Source organism: Kitasatospora sp. NPDC101447 (genome assembly GCF_044767225.1).
In the GTDB taxonomy this organism is placed as follows: Bacteria; Actinomycetota; Actinomycetes; order Streptomycetales; family Streptomycetaceae; genus Kitasatospora.
In genome coordinates this window covers 427,338-442,608 of the sequence record NZ_JBIWNL010000001.1, presented here as the reverse complement: position 1 = coordinate 442,608, position 15,271 = coordinate 427,338, and the positions used below count along the sequence as shown (strand labels likewise).

The 15,271-nt window shown below is 75.3% G+C and carries 11 protein-coding genes; 5 read left to right on the top strand and 6 right to left on the bottom strand.

From position 1 onward, the window contains the following. Positions 1-188: 188 nt before the first annotated feature. Both ACIRST_RS01895 and ACIRST_RS01890 read right to left on the bottom strand, forming a co-directional pair. Positions 189-656 carry an ATP-binding protein gene (locus tag ACIRST_RS01895; RefSeq protein ID WP_402799131.1) on the bottom strand — a complete coding sequence of 156 codons (468 nt, stop codon included), beginning with the start codon at positions 654-656 and terminating at the stop codon, positions 189-191. A gap of 11 nt (positions 657-667) precedes the next feature. After that, positions 668-1,114: an STAS domain-containing protein gene (locus ACIRST_RS01890; protein WP_402799130.1), complete on the bottom strand. Its 447-nt coding sequence runs from the start codon at positions 1,112-1,114 to the stop codon at positions 668-670. A gap of 345 nt (positions 1,115-1,459) precedes the next feature. On the opposite strand from ACIRST_RS01890, the gene ACIRST_RS01885 reads away from it, so the two are divergent. The 3 genes from ACIRST_RS01885 to ACIRST_RS01875 all read left to right on the top strand — a co-directional run bounded on the left by ACIRST_RS01885 (position 1,460) and on the right by ACIRST_RS01875 (position 4,266). Then, positions 1,460-2,203: a hypothetical protein gene (locus ACIRST_RS01885; RefSeq protein WP_350522780.1), complete on the top strand. Its 744-nt coding sequence runs from the start codon at positions 1,460-1,462 to the stop codon at positions 2,201-2,203. 25 nt (positions 2,204-2,228) lie between these two features. Further along, positions 2,229-2,849: a GNAT family N-acetyltransferase gene (locus ACIRST_RS01880; protein WP_350522781.1), complete on the top strand. Its 621-nt coding sequence runs from the start codon at positions 2,229-2,231 to the stop codon at positions 2,847-2,849. 535 nt (positions 2,850-3,384) lie between these two features. Further along, entirely contained in the window at positions 3,385-4,266 is an 882-nt protein-coding gene (locus tag ACIRST_RS01875; protein WP_402799126.1) for a S1 family peptidase, read from the top strand. 80 nt (positions 4,267-4,346) lie between these two features. On the opposite strand, the gene ACIRST_RS01870 is transcribed toward ACIRST_RS01875, so the two are convergent. Continuing rightward, positions 4,347-7,559, bottom strand: coding sequence for a bifunctional cytochrome P450/NADPH--P450 reductase (locus tag ACIRST_RS01870; RefSeq protein WP_402799124.1), 3,213 nt, complete (start codon positions 7,557-7,559; stop codon positions 4,347-4,349). 193 nt (positions 7,560-7,752) lie between these two features. On the opposite strand from ACIRST_RS01870, the gene ACIRST_RS01865 reads away from it, so the two are divergent. Together ACIRST_RS01865 and ACIRST_RS01860 are read left to right on the top strand one after the other, a co-directional pair. Further along, a complete protein-coding gene (locus ACIRST_RS01865) occupies positions 7,753-8,421 on the top strand; it encodes a LuxR C-terminal-related transcriptional regulator (protein ID WP_350522784.1) in 669 nt (222 codons plus the stop codon). 134 nt (positions 8,422-8,555) lie between these two features. Beyond that, positions 8,556-9,731, top strand: coding sequence for a methyltransferase (locus ACIRST_RS01860; RefSeq protein ID WP_402799121.1), 1,176 nt, complete (start codon positions 8,556-8,558; stop codon positions 9,729-9,731). Between the two features lie 31 nt (positions 9,732-9,762). Here the strand turns inward: ACIRST_RS01860 and ACIRST_RS01855 are convergent, their stop codons facing one another. The 3 genes from ACIRST_RS01855 to ACIRST_RS01845 form a co-directional block, all read right to left on the bottom strand. Then, positions 9,763-11,340: a helix-turn-helix domain-containing protein gene (locus ACIRST_RS01855; protein ID WP_402799119.1), complete on the bottom strand. Its 1,578-nt coding sequence runs from the start codon at positions 11,338-11,340 to the stop codon at positions 9,763-9,765. 216 nt (positions 11,341-11,556) lie between these two features. Beyond that, on the bottom strand, positions 11,557-14,310 hold the full coding sequence (locus tag ACIRST_RS01850) for a molybdopterin-dependent oxidoreductase (protein WP_402799117.1): 2,754 nt from the start codon (positions 14,308-14,310) through the stop codon (positions 11,557-11,559). Next, positions 14,307-15,149, bottom strand: a complete 843-nt coding sequence (locus ACIRST_RS01845) for an FAD binding domain-containing protein (protein WP_402799114.1) — start codon at positions 15,147-15,149, stop codon at positions 14,307-14,309. Before ACIRST_RS01845 ends, ACIRST_RS01850 begins: the two co-directional genes overlap by 4 nt. Between the last annotated feature and the right edge of the window lie 122 nt (positions 15,150-15,271).

Below are 15,271 nucleotides of genomic sequence, written 5' to 3'. Positions count from 1 at the left end.
GCTCCTCCCGCCCTCCGGTGCCCCTCGACAGCGCGGCTGTCCCGTACGGGCGGCCGGAAACGCCCCGGGAGGAGGAAAAACGCACGCGCGGGCCGACGCGGCCGGCGGAAGTCGGTCCTCGCGGCCTCGGTCCCGGCCGTCGGCCCGGCCGTCGTGTCCCGGCCTCGGTCCCGCCCTCAGTCCCTCCCTCAGTCCCGGCCGTCGGCCCGGGAGTCGGCCGGCGGGGCCGGCACCTCCAGCCAGACCAGCTTCCCGTCGTCCTCGGGCTGCGAGCCCCACGCCCGGGAGAGCCGGTCCACCACCCGCAGGCCGTGACCGCCGGGCCGGCCCGGGTCGGCGTACGGACGCAGCCTCGGCAGCACCGGGCTGGCGTCCGCGACCTCGACCCGCAGCCGGGCGCCGTCCCACCGCAGCCGCAGCTCGCGCGGGCCGCCGGGCGCGTGCAGACAGGCGTTGGTGACCAGCTCGGAGACCATCAACAGGACGTCCTCCACGACCAGCCGCCGCTCCTCGTCGACGGTCGGCAGCCAGTGCCAGGACAGCAGCGCCTGTCGGCTGAACTCCCGGCTGCGCTGCACCGCGCCGGCGCTGCCCGCGAGCGTCAGCCGCCTGGTCTGCTCCGGGCCGGGCGGCCGGCCGGTGCCGGGGTGGTCCACGGCCCGCCCCCTCAGGCCGGGCCGGACGAGGCAGGGCCGGACGGGGCATCGCCGGCGGAACCGGGCGGCCCGGAGGCTTCGAGCGCCGTGCCGAGGTCGGGGTGGATCCGCAGCACGCCGTTGGCACCGGTGATCGCGAACAGTCGCGCCACGACGGGGCTCGGGCCGGCCACTTCCAGCCGGAACCCGGCCGCCTCCGCGTCCAGGCGTGCCCGGAGCAGGACGTTCAGCCCGGTCGAGTCGCAGAAGCGCAGGTCCGCGAGGTCGACCACGACCCGCTCCACGCCGGGCACCGACGGCCGGGCGAGCGCGGCGCGCAGCCCGTCCGCCGTGTCGTGGTCCAGTTCCCCGGCGGCGGTGACGATCCGCACCGGGCCCCGGTCCAGCACCTCGACGCGCAGGCCGCCGGACTCGTTGTGCCCGGTCGGCTCGCAGGGTTCCTCGGATGGCCGTGGCATGGCTCGCTCCCGGTCCGTTCGGAACGGCGTGGCACCGTCGTGACCATCATCGCGCGCACCGTACCGCGCCGCGCGCAGCGCCGTGCCCGTCCCCGTCCCCGGCCCCGGCCGCCCCGGAACCACGGCGGCGGGCGGCGTCGTCCGTCGGTCGTCCACAGTCGGCGTCTGCCCCGGCCCGGGCGGCGCAATCGCGGCGCCGGGGCGGCGCGGGCCCGGGGCGTCACGGGGCATCACGTCCGTCCAGGGTCCCGGCCCGGCCCGGCTCGGCCCGGACGGCGCGGAAGCCGGGACGGAGCCCCGAGAAGGGTTCACCGCCGCCCCGCCGGCCTGGCAGGATCTCTCCCCATGACACCGAGCGAGCCCCCTCCTGCCGGCCCCCGTGGCTCCCGCGGCCGGCGTGTCCGGGGCAAGGACGACCCGCCGTGGCCGCGGCGCCCGCTGCTGACGGCCCTGTGGATCCCGGCCGCCGCCGTCCTGCTGCCGCTCGGCGGGGCACTCGGCGCCTTCGGCCCGTGGCTTCTGGTGCCCTCGCTGGTACTGGTCATCACCGCACTGATCGGCCTGCTCCACACCCTGTTCGCCCTCTGCCGGTCCGGTCCGCTGCGGATCGCGGCGATGACGCTGGTGCTCGCCCCGGTGCTCGGCGTGCCGCTGCTGAGCATGCACACCGCGCAGGCCACCGTGCTCGGGATGCGCGGCGTCGCCCACCAGGGCACGGTCACCGGGGTGCGGGTCAGCCACGGCAAGACGACCACCTACCGGTGCGCCGTGCGCTACGAGGACGACCCGGGGCGCGGCGGCTCGGTGGAGTGCGGCGCCGGGGACGCCGTGGGCGAGCACGTCGGCGTCACCGAGGACCCGGGCGGCCTGGTCGATCCCGAGTTCACCGCCGCCGCGACCGGCGGCCGCGCCGACCTCCTCCTGGTGGGCTTCTCCGACGCCGCCCTGCTCGTCGTCGCCGGCACGGCGGCCGGTCTCGGCGCCGCGCTCCACCTCGCCCGCACCCGCGGCACCCGCCGCCCGCCGGAGCCCCTGCAGCCGCCGTATCCGCCGACGCCACCGACGCCGCAGAATCCGGTTGCCCGTTGAGCCGGGCACGGACCATCCTCGCTCCATGGAACCCCTGCAACCCCTGGAATCCCCGGTGCCCCTGGCCGAGCCGGCGCCGCCGGAGTCCCCGCAGCCGGTCATCGACCTCGGCGGGCTGACGCTGCGCCGGTTCGCCGGCGAGGCCGATCTGGACGAGTACGCCGCCGTCATCGAGGAGTCGCTGGAACACCTGCGGCCGTGGATGCCGTGGGTCGCCGGGCACAGCCGCACCACGGCCGCCGAGTACCTGGCCACGCGGGCGGAGCGCTGGGCGAGCGGCGCCGACTTCGCCTACGCGGTCGTGCTGGACGGCGCCGTCGTCGGCGCGTGCGGGCTGTACCGGCGCGACGACTCCCCGGCCGACGTCCGGGAGATCGGCTACTGGCTGCACCCCGCCGCGACCGGGCGCGGGCTGGCCACCCGGGCCGCGGCGGCCCTGGTGGAGCAGGCCTTCCGCCTCCCCGGGGTGGAGCACGTCGACATCGTGCACGACGCGGCGAACCGCACCAGCGGCGCCGTCCCGGCCCGCCTCGGCTTCACCGTCCTCGTGCGCCGCCCCTGCGAGGCGGTCGCTCCTGCCGAGAGCGGCGAGGAGCAGGTGTGGCGGCTCTCCCGCCCGCGGGGCGCCGCGAACGCCGGGCGGTGACCCCGGCGGGTGACCCCGGCGGTCCGCCGCAGGGAGGGAACGGACGGACCGCCGGGTGCGCCCGGCCGGACGGGACGATCCGGCGGCGCCGGGAACGGACGCGGCGGAGGCCGTGCCTCCGCGCGGAGCGCCCCTTGTCGAACTCCGCATCCCCGCCGCGGACCCTCACCCGCGGCTTCGTGCGTCCGTTCCCGTACCTGGGAGACCGCAGCGGGCCGCGCCGATAACACTTTCTCCGGATCGGTCCGTCCGGCACCGGCCTGACGACCGGCCAGGGCGCCGGAAGGCTTCACCGGAAGGCGGCACCGGACCTCCGAACGGCGGACGTGCAGGCTCGGCCGCCCGCGCGCGGCTCCGCCGACACCCGGTCAGGAAGCTTGTACCGAACTGTCCGTTTCCTGATACTTCCGGTCAGCGCCTGTCAGGGGCAGATCATCCGTCGTGCTTCCGGACAGCACGCCGGAGTCCGCCCACCGTCTGACCGCGCCTCACGGCCCCCGGACCCCGGAGGGGCCCCACTCCCAGGAGGAGATCGGTGAGGACCAAGCGCGGGACCCCCCGCCCCGGCACCACACGACGCCGCACCCGCCTGATCGCCGTCGCCCTCGGCCTGCTGACCGCCACCGCGGTCGCCGTGCCGAGCGCCGCGGCCGCCCCCACCCCCCAACCCGAACAGCTCGCCGCCATCAGCGACGCCGTCCTGAACGCCGAGGTCAACGGCACCGCGTGGTACGTCGACGAGGCCGCCGGACGCGTCGTGGTGACCGCCGACAGCACCGTGTCCACGGAAGCGCTCGACCGGATCACCCAGGCCGCCGGCGCCGACGCCACCGTCCTCACCGTCCGCCGCGTCCCCGGCACGCTCCGCCCGCTGGTCTCGGCCGGCGACGCGATCTACGGCGGCCAGTACCGCTGCTCGCTGGGCTTCAACGTGATGAGCGGCAGCACCTACTACTTCCTCACCGCCGGGCACTGCGGGAACGTCGCCTCGCAGTGGTACACCAACGCCTCCCACACCACGCTGATCGGACCGACCGTCAACTCGGTCTTCCCCGGTCACGACTACGCGCTGGTCCGCTACGACAACTCCGCCCTGAGCCACCCCGGCGGCTTCACCTCCGCGCCGAACGCGATCGTCGGCGAGGCGGTCAAGCGCACCGGCTCGACCACCGGCACGCACAGCGGAAGGGTCACCGGGCTCAACGCCACCGTGCGCTACAGCGACGGCAGCATCGTGCGCGGCCTGATCCAGACCAACGTCTGCGCCGAGCCGGGCGACTCGGGCGGCCCGCTCTTCGACGGCGCCAAGGCGCTCGGCCTCACCTCCGGCGGCAGTGGCAACTGCACCGTGGGCGGGACGACCTTCTTCCAGCCGGCGAACGCGGCGCTGGCCGCGTACGGGGTGCACGTGTACTGACCCCGCCCCGGCCCTCCGGGCCCGGCCGTCGGCCCGCTGCGCGGATGCAGCGGGCCGACGGCCGTTCCGGGCGGGCGCACTCAGCCCGCGTACACGTCCTCGACGTACCGCCCGGCCTCGACCAGCCCCTGCAGCCAGTCCTGCGCCTGCCGCTCGTCGGCGCCCGGCGTCCGCTCCCGGTACAGCTCCCGGAAGGCCGCCCGGACACCCGGCGCCATCCGCGCGCCGTCGCCGCACACGTACACCTCGGCGCCCGCCGCGAGCAGCTGCCAGACCTCGGCGGCCTCCGCCGCGAGGCGGTCCTGCACGAAGCGCCGCCCGTCCTGCGGCCGCTCGCTGAAGGCCGGCCGCATCGACACCGCGCCGGCCCGCTCGGCCGCCTCCAGCTCCGCCCGGTGCAGGTAGTCCCCCGCCGGGTCGTCGCAGCCGAAGTACAGCAGCGCGGGGGCGAGTTCGGCTCCGTCGGCGAGCAGCGCACGGCGGTCGGCGACGGCGCCGCGGAAGGGCGCCAGGCCGGTGCCGGCCGCAATCATGATCACCGGGGTGCGGTGGCCGATCCGGAACGCCTCCCGGCAGGGCCGGACCCGGGCGAGCACGGTGTCGCCGACCGCCACCCGGGCGAGGTGGCCGGAGCCGGTGCCGCGGAAGGTGCCCCGCCCGGAGCGGGCCGGGGCGCTGAGCACGGAGACCATCAGGTCCACCTCGTGCGCACCGGCGGCCGGCGAGGAGGAGATCGAGTAGTGCCGGGGCCGGATCGGCGGCAGCAGCTCCAGCAGCACCGGCCAGGTCAGGCCGCCCTGCAGGGCCGGGTGGTCCTCGATGAGGTCCAGCAGGGTGCGCGGGTCGTCCTCGGGCACGGCCCGCAGGGCGCCCTGCTCGGGCGGGCAGGGGTTGAGCGCGGCCAGCACGGCGCGCTGCCCGGCGGTCGGGCGGTCCTGCAGCTCCACGTGGTGGGTGAGCAGTTCGCGCACCGTCAGCGGGCGGTCGACGGTCAGGCCGGTGCGCCGGTGGGCGACGATGTTGAGCACGGTCCGCGGATCGGCGCCGAACAGCTTCGCCGCACGCTCGACCAGGGCCGGGTCGTTGGCCGGGAGCACCTTGAGGTGGTCGGCGGTCCGGTAGCCGGTGCCCTCGGGCAGGGCGAGGCGGACCAGGCGCTTCACCCGGGGGTGGCCGGGATCGGTCAGGCTCTCGACGGCGGTGACGGTCAGCTCGGTCATGTCGTGCCGGGCGGCCGGCGCGGCCAGCGGTCCGCCCGTCACCTCGGTCACCGTGTACACGGCATCCGGGCGCGGCGCGGCGGGGGCGTCGGCGTCCCCGTACCGCTCCAGCAGGGCGGCGCGCAGGTCCTCGGTGAACTGCCGCACGGTGCCGGACAGGTCGCCGGAGGCGTCGGCCTCGGCGCGGGCCACCAGCCGGGTCGCGCCGAGGGCGGCGAGCCGGTCGTCGATCAGGGCGGGGACGCGCTGGTAGGTGGCGGCGTAGGTGCGGTCACCGATGCCGAGCACCGCGTACTGCACGCCGTCCGCGGCGCCGTCCTCCTGGAGGCGGCGGACGAACACGGCCGCGTCGTCGGTCGGCTGCCCGTTGTACGAGGCGGCCGTGATCACCACCGGACGGTCGGTGGGCAGCCCGTCCGCGTACGCGTCCAGCGGGGCGATCGCGGTGTCGCAGCCGAGGTCGGCGGCGGCCTCCGCGAGCTGCCGGCCGAACTCGCGGCAGGCGCCGTAGTTGGAGCCGTGCAGGAGCAGCAGCCCGGTGCCCCGGCGGACCCGGCCGGGGCGCCCGGCGGCGGCTCCGGTGCGCGCGGCCGGGCCGGCCGCCGGCCCGGTGGCGGCCGTGGGCGCGGGCGCGCGCCGGGCGAGGCCGACGGTGAACTCGTCGGGCTTGATGGTGAGCGTCTGCTTGATGGTCAGCCGGTAGTCGGCGTGGTCGATCAGCCGGTAGCGGTGGACCAGCATGCCGAGCAGCATGGTGGCCTCGTGCAGGGCGAACTGCCGCCCGATGCAGGCGCGTTCGCCGGTGCCGAAGGGCTTGAAGGCGTGCGGGGAGCGGGCCGCCTCGGGCTCGGCGTCGAAGCGGGACGGGTCGAACAGCTCGGGGTTGTCGCCCCACACCGGGTCGCGGTGCAGCATCGGGGTCGACACGAAGACGGTCTCCCCGGCGCGCAGCGGGATCCGCCCGCCGAGCAGGGTGTCCTCGCGCGCCTCGCGGCTGAAGGCGGGCGCGGTGGGCCACAGCCGCAGCGCCTCGTTGAGCACCTGGCGGGTGTACCGCAGCCGTCCGACGTCCTCGTAGGACGGCTCCGGGTCGGCCCGGTCCCCCCAGAGCGCGTCCACCTCCCGCTGGACCTCGCGCAGGACGGTCGGGTGCTTGACGAGGTAGTACATCGCGAAGGACAGGGCGCCCGAGGTGGTCTCGTGACCGGCGATCAGGAAGGTGATCACCTGGTTGCGGATGTTCTCGGCGTCCAGCCGGGTGCCGTCCGAGGGGCGCACCGCACCGAGCATCAGGGCCAGCAGGTCCTCGGCCGGGCCCTGCTCGTCCTCGCCCGCGCGGGCGGCGATGACCTCGTCGACCACGTCGGCCAGGTAGTCGGCGTCGGCCCGGAAGGCGGTGTCGCGCTCGCTGTGGTCCTGCTCCGGGTCGCGGGTGAGCCTGGTCATCGCCCACTCCAGGCAGCGCACCATCGCGTCCACGAACGGGTGCGGCTCGTCCCGCTCGAAGGAGCCGAAGTCGAAGCCGAAGCCGGCCAGTCCGATGGTGTCCAGCGTCATCCGGGTCATGTCGCCCGGCACGTCCACCGGCAGGCCGGCGGCCTCCCGGCGGTCCCAGGACTCGATCAGCCGGCGGGCCACCCGCAGCATCACCGGGTGGTAGGTGCGCATCGAGCCGAGGGCGAAGGCGGGCATCAGGATGTCGTGCGCCCGGGCCCAGTTGGGCTCGTCGTTGTACGCGGTGAACAGGCCGTCGCCGGTGAACCGGCGGACGTTCTCCAGGCCCGGGCCGATCGACTTGGTGAACCGGGTCTCGTCGGCCAGTTCCTCGACCAGCTCCAGCCCGGTGACCACCAGGGTGTCCCGGCCGTGCAGCCGCTGGACGAAGGCCGGGCCGTGCTCTCTGGCCAGCTCCATGATCCGCAGCATCGGGGCGGCGACCGGCGGCGCGGAGGAGATGTCCACCAGGGGGACGCCCCGGGGCCCGGCGGCGGGTCCGCTCCCGGCTTCGACCCGCGCCTCGTCCCGCGCTCCGGCCGTTGCTCCGGCCGGTGCTTCGGTGATGGTGTCGGTCATGGTGGTCCCTCCCGCAGCAGATGGTTTTCGGCTCCCCCCACTCTGCGCCCACCGGAAGGGAGTCCCGGCTGTGATCACTACATGATTGTGTAGTACCCGGGACATCCGCGGACTTGCCGACGAACCGTCAGCTCTGCCACGCACGTGCGCGTCGGTCAACGAGAGCGCGGACGCCACGGGAGGAGGAGCAGACATGCGATCGACCGAGGGCTGCGGTCCGGCACCGGGGAGCCGGCCGGACGCGGCGGTGATCTGGCGCAACCGGGCACTGCGCCTGCTGGACCACGTGCCGCTGCCGATCGCGGTGGTCGAGTTCGGCGGCCGGACCCTGATCGTCAACCGCGCCATGGCGGCCGAGTTCGGCCTGCTGCCGGGGCAGTTCCGCGACCGGAAGATCCTGGAGTTCTTCACCCTCCGGGACAGCGACACCCTGCAGGCACTCGCCGAGGCCGTCCGGATGCACCGGCGCTCGCAGTACCCGGCCCGGGTCTCCTGGACCCCCGCCCGCGGTGACGAGCGGCACGGCGAGATGACCGTCGACCTGGTCGCCGACACTCCGGAGCAGACCCCCGCCCTGCTGCTCTCGCTGCGCACCGTCGAGGCCCCCCGGGTGGTGCCGCCGCCGGGCCCGCGCGCCGAGGTCAGCCCGGTCGAGGGCCGGATCCTCGCCGCGGCCGCCCGGGGCGCCACCACCGCGCAGATCGCCCGCGAGATCGGGCTCGGCCCGGACGGCGTCAACTACCATCTCGCCCGGCTCTCCCGGCGCTGGCGGGTGCCCAACCGCACCGCGCTGGTCGCCCGCGCCTACGCCACCGGCGTCCTGGCGGCCGACACCTGGCCACCGGAACCCGCGTCCGACTGACCGAAGTTGACGAAACGTCAAAGCCGTTGCCGCCGAGGGCGATCGAAACCACCCGGCCGGGTGACGGCGGGCTTCGGTCCGGCCGCTCCTGGGCAGTCTCCCCCGGCGGGGGCCGATTCGAGGAGGAGGACGGCATGCGGCAGGACGAGGACCGGACCACCGGCGACCGGACGGCGGCAGGGGCGGCGGACGGCGCCGGGGCGCGCCCCGCGGCACCACCCGGGACGGCAGCGGGCAGCACGGCGGAGACCACGGCGGGCATCACCGCGGGCATCTCGTCGGGCATCACGGCGGACGAGCGGGAGGCGGGTCTGCGGCAGTCCGCCGCCTTCCTCGTCGACGAGGCCCTCGGCTTCCTGTTCCCCGCCGCCCTGCGCGCCGCCGCCGAGGTCGGGGTCGCCGACCACCTCGCGGACGGCCCCCGCACCCCCGCCGAACTCGCCGCCGCGACCGGCACGGACGACCGCAACCTGTACCGGGTGCTGCGCCTGCTCGCCACCCGGGGCGTCGTCACGGAGGACGCGCAGGGCCGCTTCGCCCTCGCACCGGCCGGGCAGGCCCTGCGCAGCGGCGTCCCGTACTCCGTCCGGGCGGCCGTCCTGATGCTCACCGACCGCACCATGTGGCGGCCCGCCGGAGAGCTGACGCACTGTCTGACCGACGGCACCACGGCCTTCGAGAACCTCTTCGGCGTGCCGTTCTTCGACCACTTCGCCAAGGACGAGCGAACGGCCGCCGTCTTCCACGTCGGCATGGCGGCGATGTCCGACCCGGAGAACGCGCTCATCGCGGCCGCCTGCGACCTCCCGGCGACCGGCACGGTGGTGGACATCGGGGGCGGCCACGGCGGCCTGCTGCTGGAGGTGCTGCGCGCCAACCCGGGCCTGGAGGGCGTCCTCTACGACCGCGCCCACGTGCTCGCCGGGCACCGGCTGGCGGCGCACGGGGAGATCGCGGGCCGCTGGACGCCGCAGGAGGGCGACTTCTTCGCCTCCGTGCCGGACGGCGACGTCCACCTGCTCAAGCGGATCACGCACGACTGGGACGACGAGGACTGCGTCACCCTGCTGGGGCACTGCCGCCGCGCCCTGCGGCCGGGCGGCCGGGTCCTGGTCCTGGACGCCGTGGTCCCGCCGGGCAACGCGCCGCACCAGGCGAAGACCCTGGACCTGATGATGATGGCCTCCCTCACCGGCCGCGAGCGCACCGAGGCCGACTTCGCGGAGCTCCTCGGCCGGGCCGGGCTGCGGCTGTCCCGGGTGCTCCCCACGCCGACGGTGCTGTCCGTGGTCGAGGCGGTGGCCGCCTGAGCGGACCGGCGGGCGGGCCAGTACCCCGGCGTCAGGCCGGTGTGCAGCGCAGCGCCGCCCACAGGTCGAGACGGTCCTCCAGCTTGAGCAGGCTGCGGCCGGTGAGCTCCTCGATCCGTTTGACCCGGTAGTGCACCGTGTTGACGTGCAGGTGCAGCGCCTCCGCCGTCCTGGACCAGGAGGCGCTGTGCCGGAGGAAGGCGTCCAGGGTGTCCAGCAGGGAGACGGTGTTGGCCCGGTCGTGCTCGATCAGCGGCGCGAGGACCCGGCGGCGGAACTCCGCGGTGATCTCGGCCGGGACGCCCCGCAGCAGCGCTTCCAGGGAGGTGATCCGCGAGCAGCGGCCGACGGCTCCGGGCGGCTCGACGTCGAGCGCGTAGCGGGCCTGGACGAGCGCGGCCCGGAGCTCGTGGGCGAGCGGTTCGACGGTGGCGCCGATGCCCAGGCGCAGCCGCCGGCCGCCGGTCAGGGCGGCTTCCAGGCGCGGGAGGACGCGCTGCAGGGTCTCCGCGATCCGGTCCTCCGGGGCCGGGGACAGGGCCACCGCGCCGCCCCGGCCGTCGGGGGCGGCGACGAAGGGGGCGGGCAGTTCGTGGAGGGCTTCGGCCAGGGCCGCGACCGGCCAGGTCGCGGGTGCGCCGTCGATCCGCGCGGCGACCGGGGTGAGCCGCTGCTGCGGGGGCAGGCCGGAGAGGGCGAGTGCGCGTTCCGCCTCGGCCTCGGTGTCGGCGCCGGAGTCGAGCAGTTCGATCAGCCGGGTACCGGTCTGCCGCTGGGCGGTGGCGGTCGCGCGGTCGCGGGTGGCGAGCGGGGCGAGCAGCTCGGCCAGGCCGTGCAGCAGGGCGGTGGCGGTCGGGCCCGGTTCGGTGTGGGGCTGCAGCAGCCAGCCGTCGAACGGCGAGTCGGCGGGCGGGCCGACCGGGACGGGCGTCGCGGCGGTGCGCGGGGCACGGCGAGGCGGGGTGTGCGCCGCAGCGGAGGCCGGTGTGTGCGCCGGGCCGTGCGCGGAGCCGTGGGCCGGTGCATGCGCGGAGCCGTGTGCCGGGGGCTGCGCCGAGGTGGCCAGGACCCGGCCGGAGCCGGTGGTCAGGGAGCACCCGGGCAGTCCGAGGTCGGCGACCGCCCGCTCCAGGAGCTCGTCCGGGGAGGCCTGCGCGCGCAGCAGCTGGGTCAGGGCGCGCCGGGCGGCGGCCGGGAGGGCCGCCTGCCCCTCGGCGTGCGCCTGGAGGTCCCCCCACAGCCGGAGGTAGACGCGGTCGGTGACGGAGCGGAAGCTGGTGCCGGTGGGCACCGACAGCAGGGGGATGCCGTGCCGGCGGCAGGCCTCGACCAGTTCCGCGGGGACGGTGCCGTGGGTGCCCTCGCCGGCGAGGAGCGCGGCGACCTCGGCGATGCGCAGCGCGTTGGCGAAGCGCATCGCCGCCTGGCCCTCGTCCGGCCGCCACCAGACCAGCCCGGAGAGGACCAGTTCACCGCGCTGCAGGTAGCGGGCCGGGTCCTGCAGGTCGGTGGAGGTCACGCCGGTCACCTCGCGGTCGAGCAGGTGGGGGCTCGCCCAGGCGACCTCGATGTGGAGGTCGTCCAGCTCCAGGAGGTCTCCGACGATCATGCTGTGCTCCTTGTGCACCATGGACGAGTGGGGGTCTCGCACATGCGATGGCTGACGCGTGTCAGGCATCGTAAACACAAGGCGGACGGGGTGGTTCGGCTCTTGTGGGATCACCTGACGACAGGGCGGCGGACGGGGGTGCACTCCGGTGGTCCTGACAGTGGACCGCCCCGGCGCCGACCCGGTCCGGCTCATCCCCGTCCGGCCGGGCCCGGCTCACGGTGACGCGGGCCGCCGCCGGTGCTCGTCGAGGGCCCGCCAGACCTTGTCCCGCAGGAACGGCGCCTCGGTGAAGCGGATGCCGGTGGCGTCCCGCAGGGCGTTGGCGAAGGCCGGCGGCACCGGGTTGAACGGGCTCTCCGACATCGACTTGGCACCCAGCGGCCCGATCGCGTCGGAGGTCTCGGTGAAGTGCACCTCGGTGCGCGGCACGTCCGCGAACGCGGGCAGCCGGTAGCGGCGGAACGCGGCCGTGGTGACCTCGCCCCGGTCGTCGACCAGGACCTGCTCGAACAGCGTCGCGCCGAGCGCCTGGGCCACGCCGCCCTCGACCTGGCCGCGGCACTGCAGCGGGTTCATCACCCTGCCGGCGTCGGCGCCGTGGACGCTGCGCAGGATCCGGATCTCGCCGGTGTCCGGGTCCACCGCGATCCGGAACCACTGGGAGTTGAACGCCACCGAGCGCGGCGAGCCGCCGAAGTGGCCGTCGGCGCCGAGCTCCACGCCCCGCCCGTGCGCGGCCTCGTACACCTCCTTGAGCGGCACCGTCCGCCCGTCGCACTCCACCGCCTCGGCGGTCAGCCGCAGCAGGCTGCGCGGGGTGCGGGCGTACTCGGCGGTGAAGGAGAGGATCCGCTCGGCGAGCGCGTTGGCGGCCTTCATCACGGCCTTGCCCGCGACCACCGTGCCGGCCGAGCCGAACGCGCCGGTGTCGTGCCTGACGACGTCGGTGTCGGACTGCCGGACGGCGATCCGGTCCACGGTGGTGCCCAGCGCGCCCGCGGTGATCTGCTTGTGCACCGTCGTGGTGCCGTTGCCGAACTCCGCGGTGCCCACGGCGATGTCGTACGTGCCGTCGGCCAGCAGCTTCACCGTGGCGTCGGCGATGTGGCCGCCGGGCGGGCCGCAGGCGATGGCCGCCATGGCGAAGCCCTGGCCCACCAGCCAGCCCTCGGGGGCGAGTTCGGCACTGGTGTCGTCCGCGAGGGCGTCGCGGACCACCCGCAGGCACTGGTCGAGCCCGTACGAGGCGATGTGCAGGTCCTCCTCCTCGCCGAGCGGGCCCTCCATGTGCTCGCCGGGCCCGATGACGTTCCTCTCCCGGAGCACCAGCGGGTCGATGCCCAGGCGGCGGGCGAGTTCGTCCATGGCCGACTCCACGGCGAAGGTGACCTGGCCGAGGCCGTAGCCACGGAAGGCGCCGGCGGGCACCGCGTTGGTGTAGACGGAGTAGGCGTCGACCTTCTTGTGCGGCGCCCGGTAGACGCCCATCGACTCGCCGATGCTGTGGAACATCACCGCCGGCCCGTGGTTGCCGTAGGCGCCGGTGTTGGCGACCACCCGGAACTGCAGGGCCGTCAGGGTGCCGTCGCTCCTGGCGCCGAGCTTGACGGTGACGGTGAACGGGTGCCTCGTCGTGGCGCCGAAGAACTGCTCGGCGCGGGTGAACTCCAGCTTGACCGGCCGGTGCAGGCGCAGCGCCGCCAGCACCGCGATGTCCTCGGTGAGCATCTCCTGCTTGCCGCCGAACCCGCCGCCGACCCGGCCCGCCACCACGCGGACCTTGTCCATCGGCAGTCCGTGCAGGTCGCACAGGGCCCGCCGGGTCAGGAAGGGCACCTGGGTGGAGGAGCGCACCACGATCCGCTCCTCGCCGGTCTCCTCGTTCTCCTCGAAGTAGGCGACGCAGCCGTGCGTCTCCAGGCTGGCGTGCTGCACCCGCTGCGTCCGGAACGTCTCCTCGTACACCACGTCGGCCTCGGCGAAGCCCTGCTCGACGTCGCCCAGTTCGCCGTGCGCCTCGCCGCAGACGTTGTCCTGCGGGCGGGCGATCCGGGACTCCGGGCCCTTGGGGTGGATCACCGGGGCGCCCGGGCCCATCGCCTCCTCCGGGTCGAGCACGTACGGGAGCGGCTCGTACGTGACGACGATCCGCCGGCAGCCCTCCTCGGCCGCGCCCTCGCTCTCGGCGACGACGGCGGCCACCCGCTGGCCGACGAAGCGGACGGTGTCGTCCAGCAGCCGGGTGTCGTCCGGGTCCTCGGTGGGGTGCTCGTGGCGGGCTGAGGAGTACAGGGTGTCCGGCGCGTCCTCGTGGGTGAACACCGCGACCACGCCGGGGACGCGCAGCGCGTCCGCGGTGTCGACGGCGACGATCCGGGCGTGCGGGTGAGGCGAGCGCAGCAGCTTCATGTGCAGCAGGCCCGGGACGTCGACGTCGAAGGTGTAGCGGGCGGTGCCGGTCACCACCTGGGGACCGGCGGGGGCGCCCAGACTGCGGCCGACGGCCTGGCCGGCGCACGGCCGTTCGGTGTGCCGCACGCCGCGGACGGCGTCCTCGATCGCCCGGTAGCCGGTGCAGCGGCACAGGTTGCCCTTCAGTGCGCGCGGCAGGTCGGCGAGCTGTTCCTCGTCGAGGGCCGAGGCCGTCATCAGCATGCCGGCCGTGCAGAAGCCGCACTGGAAACCCTGGGCGTCCAGGAACTTCTGCTGCAGCGGGTGGAGTTCACCGCCCTCCTCGGCCAGTCCCTCCACCGTGGTGACGGCGCGGCCCCCGGCGCGCAGCGCCGGGTAGAGGCAGCTGTGCACCGGCTCGCCGTCCACCTGGACGGTGCAGGCGCCGCAGTCGCCGGCGTCGCAGCCCTTCTTCACCCCGAACCAGCCGCGCTCGCGCAGGTAGGTGCGCAGGCACTGGCCGGCGCGCGGCTCGGCGTCGAAGTCCTCGCCGTTGACCCGGACGGAGAAGCTCATCGTCCGTCCTCCTCACCGCTGCGGTGCTCCTGGACGATCTCGCGGCGGATCTCCTCGGCCAGCCGGAAGGTCATGTGCCGCCGCCAGGCCGGGTGTCCGTGGATGTCGTCGAAGTACTCCTGCGGCCCGATCCCGCGGGCGATCGCCTCGTGCACCGCCGCCGCGTTCGGCGGCAGCGGAAAGCGCAGCCGGATCGGGCGCACGGTGGAGGCGGTGACGGTCAGCACCAGCTCGCCGTCGAGCGGGTCGCGGGTCCCGATGATGAGCGCGGCGGACCGGCCGAGCCCGTAGAGGGAGGCCTGCCGGAACGCGGTGCGCCGCGCCAGGGCCCGGGCGGGCAGGCGGATCGAGCGGAGCAGTTCGCCGGGGCGCAGGTCCTTCACCCCGGCGCCGACGACGAAGTCCTCGACGGGCAGTTCGCGCACCGCGCCGTCCTGGGCGAGCAGGGTGCAGACGCCGTCCAGCGCGGCGGCCAGCGAGATCATCGGCCCGGCGGGCAGCCCGTTGCACAGGTTCCCGCCGACGGTGGCCATGTGCCAGATCTTCCAGGAGGCGAGGAAGGCCCGGCAGCACTGCTCGACGAGCGGGGCCGCCGGCCGGTCCAGGGCCTTGGCGAAGCGCGACAGTTGGGCGATCGTGCAGGTGGCCGCGATCTCCAGGTCGCCGTCGGGGGTCAGCCGCACCGGCTCCCAGCCCATCCGGCTGAGGTCGATCAGCCGGCGGATGTGCGGCTGCGGCTCGGAGAACAGGTACGTCCCGCCGCCGAGCCAGGCGTCCCCCTGGCGCCAGGGCCCGCGCCGCCGCGCGTCGCGCAGCTCCACCACCGTGTTCAGGTCCACGTTCCGTCACCGTCCTCGATTGATCGACACGGCGATTGAAGCAACGCGAGACCTGGCGGAACGAGTGGTCGCACGCACCAGGCGCGGGCGCCCGGACTGGGTGATCGACCAGCGCATGGACA

What these genes read in the sequence shown, in the direction of transcription:
- ACIRST_RS01860 (WP_402799121.1), top strand. Translation starts at nt 8,556, where the DNA reads ATGCGGCAGGACGAGGACCGGACCACCGGCGACCGGACGGCGGCAGGG.
- ACIRST_RS01870 (WP_402799124.1), bottom strand. Translation starts at nt 7,559, where the DNA reads ATGACCGACACCATCACCGAAGCACCGGCCGGAGCAACGGCCGGAGCG.
- ACIRST_RS01865 (WP_350522784.1), top strand. Translation starts at nt 7,753, where the DNA reads ATGCGATCGACCGAGGGCTGCGGTCCGGCACCGGGGAGCCGGCCGGAC.
- ACIRST_RS01855 (WP_402799119.1), bottom strand. Translation starts at nt 11,340, where the DNA reads ATGATCGTCGGAGACCTCCTGGAGCTGGACGACCTCCACATCGAGGTC.
- ACIRST_RS01885 (WP_350522780.1), top strand. Translation starts at nt 1,460, where the DNA reads ATGACACCGAGCGAGCCCCCTCCTGCCGGCCCCCGTGGCTCCCGCGGC.
- ACIRST_RS01890 (WP_402799130.1), bottom strand. Translation starts at nt 1,114, where the DNA reads ATGCCACGGCCATCCGAGGAACCCTGCGAGCCGACCGGGCACAACGAG.
- ACIRST_RS01880 (WP_350522781.1), top strand. Translation starts at nt 2,229, where the DNA reads ATGGAACCCCTGCAACCCCTGGAATCCCCGGTGCCCCTGGCCGAGCCG.
- ACIRST_RS01850 (WP_402799117.1), bottom strand. Translation starts at nt 14,310, where the DNA reads ATGAGCTTCTCCGTCCGGGTCAACGGCGAGGACTTCGACGCCGAGCCG.